Raw genomic sequence first — 12,104 nt, forward strand, 5'->3', positions numbered from 1 at the left:
TCCTGAGGGGAGCCGCACCATGCGCGCAGCCGTACTGCACGAGATCGGCCAGGACAAGCTCGACGTCCTCGACGACGTCGAGGCGGTGGGCTTCGGCCCCGGAAAGGTGAGGATCCGGGTACGGGCCACCGGGCTGTGCCACTCGGACCTGTCCGCGATGAGCGGCGTCCTGCCGCAGCCCGCACCCTTCGTACCCGGACACGAGGGCGCCGGCGAGGTCGTCGAGGTCGGCGAGGGCGTCGGCAACGTCAAGGCGGGCGACCGGGTCGTCGTCTGCTGGCTGCCGGCCTGCGGCATCTGTCCCGCCTGCCGGCGCGGCCAGACCGAGCTGTGCCTGGCCGGGTTCATGAACGCCGGCACCCCCAACTTCCGGCGCCCTGGAGGGGACCTCTTCGGCTTCGCGGGCACCGGCACCTTCGCCGAGGAGGTCGTGGTGGACGCGGGCTGCGCCGTGCCGATCCCGGACGACGTGCCCTTCGACATCGCGGCGCTCATCGGCTGCGGTGTGACGACCGGCCTCGGCGCCGCCCTCAACACCGCGGACGTGAAGGCCGGTTCGTCGGTCGCCGTCATCGGCTGCGGCGGGGTCGGCATCTCCGCGATCCAGGGCGCGCGGCTCAAGGGCGCGGCGGAGATCGTCGCCGTCGACCCGGTGGAATCGCGCCGCGAGGCCGCGCTCCGGTTCGGTGCCACCCAAGCCGTCCCGCCCGACGGACTGCCGGACGCCAGGCAGCAGATGACCGGCGGCGAGGGCTTCGACTACGTCTTCGAGGTCGTCGGCAGGTCCGCCACCGCCCGCACGGCGTACGAGCACACCAGGCGCGGTGGCACCCTGGTCGTCGTCGGCGCTGGCGCCATGGACGACTTCCTCCAGCTCAACATGTTCGAGCTGTTCTTCGACGAGAAGCGGATCCTTCCCTCGCTGTACGGAGGCGGTGACGTGCTGCGGTCGTACGAGCGGACGGTCGCCCTGTGGCGGGCGGGCCGCATCGACCTGGACGGCATGATCACGCACCGGGTGCCGCTGGCGGGCATCAACGAGGCCCTGGACCAGATGCGCACGGGTACCGCCCTGCGCACGTGCATCGAGATCTGATGGCCCGTCACCCGAACTGAGGAGCGCGATGGCACTGCCACTCGAAGGGCTCACCGCGATCGTCACCGGCGCCGGGCGCGGGCTGGGGCGGGCCGAGGCGCTCGAACTCGCCCGCCTGGGAGCGGCCGTCGTCGTCAACGACTACGGGCGGCCCGGCCGGGACGGGTCCGGCGAGGCGTCCGCCGCCCCCGCGGAGGAGGTCGCCGCCGGGATCCGCGCCGCGGGCGGGCGGGCCGCCGCCCACACCGGAGACGTCGCCGACCACGAACAGGCGCGGCAACTCGTGGAGTTGGCCGTCGACCGGTTCGGCAAGCTGGACATTCTGGTCAACAACGCGGGCATCCTGCGCGACCGGATGATCTTCTCCATGACGGAGGAGGAGTGGGACACGGTCGTCCGGGTCCACCTCAAGGGCCACTTCAACACGACCCACTTCGCCTCGGTCCACTGGCGGGAGCGGTCCAAGGCGGCCGGCGGCCCGGTGTACGGGCGGATAGTGAACACCTCGTCCGAGGCGTTCCTCGCGGGCTCCGCGGGCCAGCCCAACTACGCGGCCGCGAAAGGCGGAATCGTCGGTCTGACCACGTCCACGGCGCTCGCGCTGGCGAAGTACGGCGTCACGGCGAACGTGATCTGTCCGCGCGCCCGCACCCGGATGACGGAGGACGTCTTCGCCGGGCTCACTCCGCCCGGGGCAGGGCCCGACCCCCTGGCCCCCGAGCATGTCGCCCCGCTCGTCGGGTACTTGGCCTCACCCGCCGCGGCCCACGTCAACGGTCAGCTCCTCGTCGTGCACGGGGGGACGGTCGCGGTCGTCGAACGCCCGCGGGTCGCGGCCAAGTTCGACACCGGGCGGGACGTCTTCACGTACGAGGAACTGGACGCGCTGCTCACCCCGTACTACGCGGACCGCCCGGACGGGGAGACGTTCGCGGCGGTGGAGGTACTCGGGCTCAAGCACGAAGGGGCGTGATTCGTCCCGGGGACGAGACACCCGGCCTGAGGGCGGGAAACGGAACGGCCCCGCAGTCGTGGGACCGGCGGAGCCGCTCTGTGTGCTGTCCTCGCCGCTCCTGTCGAGCGGTCCGGCGTACCGTCAGGACGCCGTGTCAGGCTGCCCGGACGGCCTGCGGTGACGGCCCCGGGGGGCCGCCTGGTCGTCCTGGGCGGAGACGGGACCCCGGTGCCTGCCGTGACCCTGGTCGGACTGCGTCACGGACCCCCGGGGGTCGGTTGTCGCCATCTCCGTCATCTGTGCGTTGCTCATCGGAAGAGTTCACCCCGTCAACAAGATCCTTTTACAGCCGGGTGAGTCTAACCGGCGGCCTGCGGACATTGTTCCGCGACCGTCGACGCACTCCCGCCACCGGTCACACGCCTCTCACCGCCCCGGCTTCCACCGGCCCTCCGACGCGGACCCACACCACCGGTTCCGGCTCAGGCGCCGAGGACAGCGGCCGCGCCGCCGGGGGTGGTTCGGGGGCCGGCCTTCCCGTCGGGGGTACGTCGGTCGGCGGGGGCGCGAGGGTCCGGGCGGGGGCCGGCTGGCTCACGGGGGCGGCCGGTGGCGGTGCCGTCTGCGTGACGGGCGTGACGGGCGTGACGGGCATGACGGGCATGACGGGCATGACGGGCATGACACGTGTGACAGGCGTGGCCTTCTCCGGGCTCCCGTCCACCGGTACCCACTTCGCAGGCCGTCCCGCCGGGGGCGGAGCGGTCGCCGACGTCCCGGTGACCGCTCCGGTCCGCTCCGTGGGCGTCGGCGTCGGGTGCTTTCGCGCGGGGCGGGGGCGGCCGTGGAGCGGCGCCTGTTGCAGCGGCACCGGGCGAGGGGGCGCGGGCTCGGGGGATCCGGGGGCGGGCGTCGGCTCGGCGGAGGGGGAGCCCCACGTCGCATCCGGCGCCGGTACCGGCGCCGCCGCAACCCTCGTACCGGCCCTGCCCGGAGTCCTCGCGGGCGCGGACGCCCTGGCGACCCCGCAGGCCACCGTCCGGGTCGCGTACGGCAGGTGCAGCACCCCGTCCCGGGTCCACAGCCCGGCGCCCGCCAACCACCCCTCGGGCGCCGGGAGATGGTGGACCTGCCGGTCGGCGGGCCGCCAGACCCCCACCCAGGTGCCCCCCGCGCCGTCGATACGCAGCGCCACCGCGCAGCTCTCCGGCGTCAGCACCTGCCCCGGCTGGATCGCGAACGGCGTCACCGCGCAGTCCGCCAGCCGCAGCGCCTCCGGGAAGCGGACCGGCAGCGTGCTCCCCAGCACACCCCAGCCCAGCCGGTCGTGCCCCGGCGAGGGCGCGTCGGAACGGATCAGCAGCAGCCCGCTGTCGGGGTCCGCGAGCAGCAGCCGGTCATTGCTCTCCTCGGCGATCTGCAGCAGCGGGGACACCTCGCCGCCGCGCTCCAAATCGACCACGACCGCCTTGGTGCGTCCGGCGGCCTCCCGGTCAAGGGCCAGCAGCCGCCCCGTCCCGTCCAGCCACACCCCTCCCGAGCAGCGCCCGGGGATCTCGGCGAGATGCTCGGGCCCGAACGAGCCGCCCGCGACCAGCCACACGGCCGTCGAGCGCGGACCGACGGCGAGGGCGTACGCGCGCTCGCCGCCCGGAGCGGGCGGCAGCAGCCGCAGCCGGGTGCCCCGGTCGGGGCACTCCACCGCGCCGAGCGGCAGCTCACCGGTCGCGGGACCGGTCGGATAGAGCAGCGAGAACACGTGCCGGCCGTCCGCCACGCGGTGGATCAGCACGCGCCCGTCGGTCATCGGCAGCACCTCGGTGCCGGGCTCCTCGGGCTGGTTGCCGGGCAGCGGCACGGCGTACGGCTCGGGGCCGTCCAGGGTCCAGCGCTCCGGGAACCAGGACTCGCCGTCGCGGGCGAGGCGTGCGCCGTAGCTGCCGTCAGCGGCGATCACACAACCGGGCCGTGGGGCCCGGCCGTCGCCGTTCTCCGCCGCGGACGATGGGGGTCCCCCCTGCCGCGGTGAAGCCGCGGGCTGGGGAGAGACACAGGCCGTCATCGTTCGGTCACCTCCGGCGACGAAGCTAGTTTTCGTACGCACAGACGTGGGACCGCCGAGGGGCCGCTTCACACATAAGGGTGGCCAAGTCGCGATTCGCCTGAGGAAACGGGGACGCGTGTGCTGACCGGGCCCCGGGCGACCGGAGCGGCCGCACGTCAATGGGCGTTCCCGGCACCGCCGACGCCGGCACCCCGGGCCTCGCCGCCCGCGACACGATCCAGGCGCCGCCGCCGGTTCCGCGTCCGTGACAGCCCCGGTGCCGCAGCCGGTTCCGCGGCCGCGACAGCCCCGGTGCCGCAGTCGGTCCCGCGGCCGCGACAGCCCCCGCGTCCGCGATGGCCCGGGCGCCTACGACGGTCCCGGTGCCGCAGCTGGTTCCGCGTCCGCGACAGCCCCGGTGCCGCAGCCGGTTCCGCGTCCGCGACAGCCCCGGTGCCGCAGTCGGTCCCGCGGCCGCGACAGCCCCCGCGTCCGCGATGGCCCGGGCGCCTACGACGGTCCCGGCGTCGACCGGCGGGGCCTGGCGGGTTTGCCGACCGTCCGGGCGCCAGCGACGGCCTGACGTCGGTCACGGTCTGGCGCCCGCGACGGCGACGGGCTGACGTCTGTGGAGGCCTGACCTCCGACGGCCTGGCGCCTCTGACGGGTACGGCCTCCACAATGGCTCCGGCGTACACCGATCGCCCTCGGCGCCCGCGACGCGTCTGGCGTCTGCGGCAGTCCCGGCGTACGCCGATGGTCCCGGTGCCTGTGACGGTCCAGACGTCCGCGGCGGACCCGGCGTCCACTGCCGGGCCGGCGCCCGCCGCCCCCCGGCACCGGTGACTGACCAGGCCTCCGCGACGGCCCCCGTCTTACCCGGGTCCCGTGTCCACCGGGTCCCGGCAGGCCGCCGACGGTCCAGGCCTCCGCGATGGCCCGGCACCCCTGGGCCCCCGGGCGCTCGCCCTCGCCCGGGGCACTGCCCGATGCACCCCCGGCGCTCGCCGATGCACCCCGGCACCCGCCGCGCCGAGCCGACCCCGACCGCCGGGCGCCGCCCGCAACTCCGCTCCGGTCGGGCCGGGCAGCTCGAGTCACCCGTGACCGGTCGGGCGGGGACGGGAGCCAGGTAGCCTTTCCCCGTGCCCCGTCTGTCTGAAGTCATCGCCGCGCTCGACGCCCTCTGGCCGCCCGAGAGGGCCGAGGGCTGGGACGCGGTCGGCACGGTCTGCGGCGACCCCGACCAGGACGTGTCCCGGGTGCTGTTCGCCGTCGACCCCGTCCAGGAGATCGTCGACGAGGCGGTGAAGCTGGGCGCCGGTCTGCTGGTCACCCACCACCCGCTCTACCTGCGCGGTACGACCACGGTCGCGGCGACGCACTTCAAGGGCCGTGTGGTCCACACGCTCATCAAGAACGACATCGCCCTGCACGTCGCGCACACCAACGCCGACCGCGCGGACCCCGGCGTCTCGGACGCCCTCGCCGGAGCCCTGGACCTGCGGGTCGTACGGCCCCTCGTCCCGGACGCGACCGACGCGGAGGGCCGCCGGGGCCTCGGCCGCGTCTGCGAACTGGACCACCCGCTGACCGTCCGCGACTTCGCCGCCCGCGCCGCCGAGCGGCTGCCCGCCACCGCGCAGGGCATCCGGGTCGCCGGCGACCCGGACGCGCTCGTCCGGACCGTCGCGGTCAGCGGCGGCTCCGGCGACAGCCTCTTCGACGCGGTGCGCGCCGCGGGCGTCGACGCCTTCCTCACCGCGGACCTGCGCCACCACCCGGCGTCCGAGGCCCGCGCCAACAGTCCTCTCGCGCTGCTCGACGCGGCGCACTGGGCCACCGAGTGGCCCTGGTGCGAGCTGGCCGCCGCCCAGCTCGACGAGATCTCCGACCGGCACGGATGGGGACTTCGCGTCCACGTCTCCCGGACGGTCACCGACCCCTGGACCGCCCACGCGGCCTCACCGAACACATCAACAGGAGCCCCCAACTGAACGCCGCGCCCGCCGACCAGATCCGACTCCTCGACGTCCAGTCCTTCGACGCGCGCCTGCAGCAGCTTGCGCACCGGCGCAGGTCGCTGCCCGAGCACGCCGAGATCGAGTCGCTGAACAAGGACCTCATCCAGCTGCGCGACCTGCTCGTCGCCGCGCAGACCGAGGAGAGCGACTGCGCCCGCGAGCAGACCAAGGCGGAGCAGGATGTCGACCAGGTGCGCCAGCGCGCCGCCCGCGACCAGAAGCGCCTCGACTCGGGTGCCGTGTCGTCCTCCAAGGACCTGGAGAACCTCCAGCGCGAGATCGTCTCCCTCGCCAAGCGGCAGGGCGACCTGGAGGACGTCGTCCTCGAGGTCATGGAGCGCCGCGAGTCCGCGCAGGAGCGGGTCGCCGAGCTGACCGAGCGGGTCTCCTCCGTCCAGTCGAAGATCGACGACGCCACGGGCCGCCGCGACGCCGCCTGCGAGGAGATCGACGGCGAGGCCGCGTCCGTGACGAAGGAGCGCGAGGTCGTCGCGGGTTCCGTCCCCGCCGACCTGCTGAAGCTCTACGACAAGCTCCGCCAGCAGCAGGGCGGTGTCGGTGCGGCCCGGCTGTTCCAGCGCCGCTGCGAGGGCTGCCGCCTGGAGCTCAACATCACCGAGGTCAACGAGGTCAAGGCGGCCTCTCCCGACACCGTGCTGCGCTGCGAGAACTGCCGCCGCATCCTGGTGCGCACGTCCGAGTCGGGCCTGTAGAGGACGCACGGGTGCGGCAGTTCATCGTCGAGGCCGACGGCGGTTCCCGGGGAAACCCGGGACCCGCGGGGTATGGCGCCGTGGTGATCGACGCGGCGACGGGGGAGACCCTGGCGGAGGCCGCGGAGTTCCTCGGCGTCGCCACGAACAACGTCGCGGAGTACCGGGGTCTGGTCGCGGGCCTGCGTGCCGCCCGTGAGCTGGACCCGGCCGCGTCGGTCCGCGTCCGGATGGACTCCAAGCTCGTCGTCGAGCAGATGTCGGGCCGCTGGAGGATCAAGCACCCCGACATGAAGCCTCTCGCGGCCGAGGCCGCCCGGGTCCTCCCGGCCGCCCAGGTCACCTACGAGTGGATCCCGCGCGAGCGGAACAAGCACGCCGACCGGCTCGCCAACGAGGCGATGGACGCGGGCGGGCGGGGCGAGCGGTGGTCGGCGGCCCGTTCGACGGCCGACCTCGCCGCCCGCGCGGCGAGGACCGCGGCGCCCGAGCCCGCAGGCCCGCCCGGCGACGCCGCCGCCGGTGCGGCCAGGGCCCGCGCGGCCCTCGTGCGCCCTCCGGTGACGGCGACGGAGCCGACGAGGACCAGCGCGGCGCTGTTCCGGCATCCCGCCCCGTCGCCGGCGGTGGCCGCCTCCGCCCCTCCGCCCACCGGTCCGGACACCCCGGACACCCCGGACACCCCGGACACCCCGGACACCCCGGACACCCCGGACACCCCGGACACCCCGGACACCCCGGACACCCCGGACACCCCGGACACCCCGGACACCGTGGGGACCCAGGGCGAGAGCGTCCCCGTGGACACCGCCGACCCGCGCCCCGTACCCGGCCTGCGGGCCGCCGCCGACGCCCGCGCCGCACGAAACGCGGCAAGGACGCGGAGCAGGTCCCCCGCGCCCGAGGCGCCGGGCACATCCCCGACGCCCACCGGACCCGGCACGCCTGACGGACGCACGACACCGGAGGCCTCCCCGGTGTGTACCGGACCGAGCGCCTCGCTGGCGTCCGCCGAATCCGGCACGCCTGACGGACGCACGACACCGGAGGCCTCCCCGACGTCCCCCGGACCGAGCGCCTCGTCGCCGTCCGCCGAACCCGGCACGGCCCACGGCCGTACAGACCCGGGCGCATCCCCGGCGCCTACCGCTCCCGGCGCGGCCCCCGTACCCCCCGGACCGAGCGCCGCCTCACCGGCGACCGCCGAACCGGGCGCAGCTCACGGCCGTACCAGCGAGAGCGCATCCCCAGAGCCCGCCGAAGGGGCCACAGCCCCCGCACCCCCCGCACCCCCCGTGCCGCCCCCGGCCGCGTCCCGGGCGGAGCCCCCCGTGCAGGGCGCCCCCGTCGCCCCCACCGCACCCCCCGACCTCGGGCCCCCCGCCACCTTCGTGCTCCTGCGGCACGGTGAGACGCCGCTGACCCCGCAGAAGCGGTTCTCCGGAAGCGGGGGGAGTGATCCGGCGCTGTCGGAGGCCGGGCGGCATCAGGCCCGGCGGGTGGCCGCGGCGCTCGCCGCGCGCGGCACGATCGAGGCGATCGTGTCGTCGCCGCTGGCCCGCTGCCGGGAGACCGCCGGGATCGTCGCCGGCCGCCTGGGCCTGGACGTGGTCGTCGAGGACGGTCTGCGTGAGACCGACTTCGGGGCGTGGGAGGGGCTGACCTTCGGCGAGGTGCGCGAGCGCCACCCCGAGGACCTGAACGCCTGGCTGCATTCGGCGGAGGCCGAGCCGACCGGCGGCGGTGAGAGCTTCGCGGCCGTGGAGCGGCGGGTCGCCGCGACCCGGGACGAGCTCGTCGCCGCGTTCGCCGGCCGCACCGTGCTGCTCGTCTCGCACGTGACGCCCGTCAAGACGCTCGTACGGCTCGCCCTGGGCGCCCCGCCCCAGGCCATGTTCCGCATGGAACTGTCGGCGGCCTCCCTGTCGGCGCTGGCGTACTACGCCGACGGCAACGCCAGCCTCCGGCTGCTGAACGACACCTCCCACCTGCGCTGAGGAGCCGCCCGGTTCAGGGGCGCAGCGCCGCCGCCTCCCGCGCGAGCGCCTCCACCCGACCCCAGTCCCGGGCCGCCACCGCGTCTCCCGGAAGCATCCAACTGCCGCCCACGCAACCGACGTTGGGCAGTGCCAGATACTCCGGAGCCGAGGCGAGCCCGATCCCGCCGGTCGGGCAGAACCGGGCCTGCGGAAGGGGTCCGGCCAGGGACTTGAGATAGGCGGTGCCGCCCGCGGCCTGCGCCGGGAAGAACTTCATCTCGCGCACACCGCGCTCCAGCAGCGCCACCACCTCCGACGTGGTGGACACTCCCGGCAGGAACGGCACCCCGGACGCCCGCATGGCCTCCAGCAGTACGTCCGTCCAGCCGGGGCTGACCAGGAAGCGGGCGCCCGCGGCGACGGCGTCCGTCACCTGCGCGGGGGAGAGGACGGTGCCCGCGCCGACCACCGCGCCCGGGACCTCCGCGGCGATCGCCCGGATCGCGGCGACCGCGGCAGGGGTCCGCAGCGTCACCTCGATCGCCCGCAGCCCGCCCGCGACGAGGGCACGCGCGAGCGGTACGGCGTCGGCGGCGTCCTCGACGACGACCACGGGGACGACGGGCGCGAGATCCAGCAGGGAGCCCGGCGCGGAGTCGAGCGTGGAGGCGAACGCCGAGTCCGGCGCGGAGTCCACGGAGTCCAGTACGGAGTCCGGTGCGGCGCCGGCCGGCGCCGGGGGCTCGGCGGCGGACGGCGACGAGGGCAGCGACGAGGTCATGCCCTCATCCTGCCCGGGGTGTGCAACATGCGCAAAGGTCATTGCGCATGTTGCAACGCATGTGGGGGTGGGTCAGTGGATCTCCGTGACCACCACGTCCAGGTTCCAGACCCGGCCGGCCTTCGCGGGCGGCTGCGCCTGCACCGCGTACCCCAGGTCCCGGAGCGCCTCCACCAGTTCCGCCGGGTTCGCGGGCACGGCACCGGCGGTCAGCAGGGCGCGCACGATGCGGCCCTTCGTCGCCTTGTTGAAGTGGCTGACGACGGAACGCTTCTCCACCCCGTCGACGAGCTGCGAGTGCAGCACCCGCACCGTCGCGGTCCGCCCGGCCACCTCACCCTTCGGCTTCCAGGCGCTCGCGTACGCGGACGAGCGCAGGTCGAGCACGAGACCGGACCCCGCCGCCTCCGGGAGCACCTCGGCCATCGGCGCCCGCCAGCAGGCACCCAGCGCTCCGAGCCCCGGCAGCCTCACCCCCATGGAACAGCGGTAGGACGGGATCCGGTCGCTCACCCGGACCGCCCCCCACAGCCCCGAGAACACGAGCAGCGACCGCCCCGCGCGCCGCTTGGCGGCCGTGTCCAGCGAGGCCAGGTCCAGGGCGTCGTACAGGACGCCCGTGTAGATCTCCCCGGCCGGCCGCGTCCCGGCGGCCGGCAGCTGCGCGTTCTTGCCGACCTCGCCGCGCAGGCCCTCGCTCAGGCCGAGCACCTCGCGGGCCTTCTCCTCGTCACCGGAGCAGAGCTCGACCAGCTCGTCGAGGACCGCCCGGCGCGTCTCGGTGAGCCCAGGAAGGGACAGCGAATCCAGTTTCAGGGCGGCGCCCCGGCCGGACGGGGCCTTTCCCTCGGAGGGCGGCAGCAGGACGAGCACGGTTGTTTCTCCTCATGGTGGCGGTGGCCCGGCGCAAGGCTACGGGGTCCGGCCGGGCCGCCCGCGCACCCGGGCCACGCCCCGGATCCCCCGCCCGGGACCCACCGAGGCACCCCCCGGTACGGCCTCCGGGCCGTTTTCTGCCTACGCTCGCTGCATGCCTCGTCGTCACATACGCGTCACCGGCGCAGCCGAAGCCCCGCTGCGGGAAGCGCTGCGCGCCCTGCGCACCGAACTCGACGTGCCCGAGACCTTCCCGGCCGGCGCCCTCGCCGAGGCCGAGCAGGCCGCGAGAACGCCCCGCCTCCCGTCGTACGACGCGACGGACGTGCCACTGTTCACCATCGACCCGCCCGCCTCCACCGACCTCGACCAGGCGATGCACCTGTCACGCAGGCCCGGTGGATACCGCGTCCACTACGCGATCGCGGACGTCGCGGCGTTCGTCGCACCCGGCGGTGCCCTGGACGCGGAGGCCCACCGCAGGGTCACCACCCTCTACTTCCCGGACGAGCGGGTCCCGCTGCACCCGCCGCGGCTCTCCGAGGGCGCGGCCAGCCTGCTGCCCGACCAGGTCCGCCCGGCCGTGCTGTGGACGATCGACCTCGACGCGGACGGCCGCACGGAGTCGGTCGACGTCCGCCGGGCCCTCGTCCGCAGCCGCGCCAAACTCGCCTACGAGCAGGTGCAGCGGCAGCTCGACGAGGGGACGGCGGAGGAACCGCTCACCCTCCTCAAGGACATCGGCCTGCTGCGCGAGCGGCTGGAGGAGGAGCGGGGCGGCATCTCCCTCAACGTCCCCGAGCAGGAGATCGTCGGACACGACCACACGTACGAACTCGCCTTCCGCGCCCCGCTCCCCGCCGAAGGCTGGAACGCGCAGATCTCCCTGCTCACCGGGATGGCGGCGGCCGACCTCATGCTCGCGCACGGCACCGGCGTCCTGCGTACGCTCCCGGCCGCCCCCGACGGCGCCGTGGGCCGTCTGCGCCGCACCGCGAAGGCGCTGCGCGTCGACTGGCCGCACCACGTCTCGTACGCGCAGCTGATCCGTTCCCTCGACCCGCACCACCCGCCGCACGCGGCCTTCCTCCAGGAGTGCACGACGCTGCTGCGCGGCGCGGGCTACACCGTCTTCCGTGACGGCGCGCTCCCCGACCTCACCTCGCACGCCGCCGTCGCCGCGCCCTACGCGCACTGCACCGCCCCGCTGCGCCGGCTCGTCGACCGGTACGCCGCGGAGATCTGCCTCGCCGCCGTGGCCGGCCGGCCGACCCCGGACTGGGTGCTGGCAGCCCTGGACGACCTCCCCAAGGAGATGACCGAGGGCACCCGAAGGGCCGGCTCCGTGGAGCGCGCGTGCGTGGACACCGTCGAGGCTGCCCTGCTCGAGGACCGCGTAGGCGAAGTCTTCGACGGCTGCGTGGTGGACGTGAAGGAACGCGAACCCACCGTGGGCACCGTCCAGCTGGAGACCCCGGCGATCGTCGCCCGCATCGAGAGCACCACGACCCCGCTCCCCCTGGGAGAACGCCTGCGCGTCCGCCTCACCCAGGCGGACCCGGGCGCGGCGAAGGTGAGCTTCGCGCCGGCGTGAGCGGGCTCGGGACGGCGGGCGCCCGTACGCCCGGTAGCATGG

At 75.0% G+C, this 12,104-nt stretch carries 8 protein-coding genes and 1 pseudogene; 6 read left to right on the plus strand and 3 right to left on the minus strand.

The genetic code is table 11. The annotated features are described in order from the left end of the window. The first annotated feature begins 19 nt into the window (after positions 1-19). Together AC0ZLC_RS11455 and AC0ZLC_RS11460 are read left to right on the plus strand one after the other, a co-directional pair. Positions 20-1,096 carry a Zn-dependent alcohol dehydrogenase gene (locus AC0ZLC_RS11455; protein ID WP_476751804.1) on the plus strand — a complete coding sequence of 359 codons (1,077 nt, stop codon included), beginning with the start codon at positions 20-22 and terminating at the stop codon, positions 1,094-1,096. Between the two features lie 28 nt (positions 1,097-1,124). Further along, on the plus strand, positions 1,125-2,069 hold the full coding sequence (locus tag AC0ZLC_RS11460; protein ID WP_476751805.1) for a 3-oxoacyl-ACP reductase: 945 nt from the start codon (positions 1,125-1,127) through the stop codon (positions 2,067-2,069). Between the two features lie 823 nt (positions 2,070-2,892). On the opposite strand, the pseudogene AC0ZLC_RS11465 reads toward AC0ZLC_RS11460, so the two are convergent. After that, positions 2,893-4,113, minus strand: a pseudogene (locus AC0ZLC_RS11465) (hypothetical protein); the annotation flags it as partial. A 1,127-nt stretch (positions 4,114-5,240) separates the two neighbouring features. On the opposite strand from AC0ZLC_RS11465, the gene AC0ZLC_RS11470 reads away from it, so the two are divergent. Genes AC0ZLC_RS11470 through AC0ZLC_RS11480 form a run of 3 tightly spaced genes read left to right on the plus strand, consistent with a single transcriptional unit; the run spans position 5,241 to position 8,829 of the window. Further along, positions 5,241-6,092, plus strand: coding sequence for a Nif3-like dinuclear metal center hexameric protein (locus AC0ZLC_RS11470; RefSeq protein WP_476751806.1), 852 nt, complete (start codon positions 5,241-5,243; stop codon positions 6,090-6,092). After that, entirely contained in the window at positions 6,089-6,832 is a 744-nt protein-coding gene (locus AC0ZLC_RS11475; RefSeq protein WP_476751928.1) for a zinc ribbon domain-containing protein, read from the plus strand. The genes AC0ZLC_RS11470 and AC0ZLC_RS11475 overlap by 4 nt, the downstream gene beginning before the upstream one ends. An 11-nt stretch (positions 6,833-6,843) precedes the next feature. Continuing rightward, positions 6,844-8,829, plus strand: coding sequence for a histidine phosphatase family protein (locus AC0ZLC_RS11480; protein WP_476751807.1), 1,986 nt, complete (start codon positions 6,844-6,846; stop codon positions 8,827-8,829). 13 nt (positions 8,830-8,842) lie between these two features. Here AC0ZLC_RS11480 and eda read toward each other — a convergent pair whose 3' ends face one another. Both eda and yaaA read right to left on the minus strand, forming a co-directional pair. Beyond that, positions 8,843-9,592, minus strand: coding sequence for a bifunctional 4-hydroxy-2-oxoglutarate aldolase/2-dehydro-3-deoxy-phosphogluconate aldolase (gene eda / locus AC0ZLC_RS11485; protein WP_476751808.1), 750 nt, complete (start codon positions 9,590-9,592; stop codon positions 8,843-8,845). A gap of 72 nt (positions 9,593-9,664) precedes the next feature. Beyond that, a complete protein-coding gene (gene yaaA, locus AC0ZLC_RS11490) occupies positions 9,665-10,465 on the minus strand; it encodes a peroxide stress protein YaaA (protein ID WP_476751809.1) in 801 nt (266 codons plus the stop codon). A gap of 157 nt (positions 10,466-10,622) precedes the next feature. Here yaaA and AC0ZLC_RS11495 point away from each other — a divergent pair, with 157 nt between their 5' ends. Further along, a complete protein-coding gene (locus AC0ZLC_RS11495; protein WP_476751810.1) occupies positions 10,623-12,062 on the plus strand; it encodes an RNB domain-containing ribonuclease in 1,440 nt (479 codons plus the stop codon). Positions 12,063-12,104: the final 42 nt, after the last annotated feature.

Source organism: Streptomyces sp. GLSS-08 (genome assembly GCF_056387915.1).

Coding starts and splice junctions, on each gene's coding strand:
- AC0ZLC_RS11455 (WP_476751804.1), top strand. CDS start 20: ATGCGCGCAGCCGTACTGCACGAGATCGGCCAGGACAAGCTCGACGTC.
- eda (WP_476751808.1), bottom strand. CDS start 9,592: ATGACCTCGTCGCTGCCCTCGTCGCCGTCCGCCGCCGAGCCCCCGGCG.
- AC0ZLC_RS11460 (WP_476751805.1), top strand. CDS start 1,125: ATGGCACTGCCACTCGAAGGGCTCACCGCGATCGTCACCGGCGCCGGG.
- AC0ZLC_RS11495 (WP_476751810.1), top strand. CDS start 10,623: ATGCCTCGTCGTCACATACGCGTCACCGGCGCAGCCGAAGCCCCGCTG.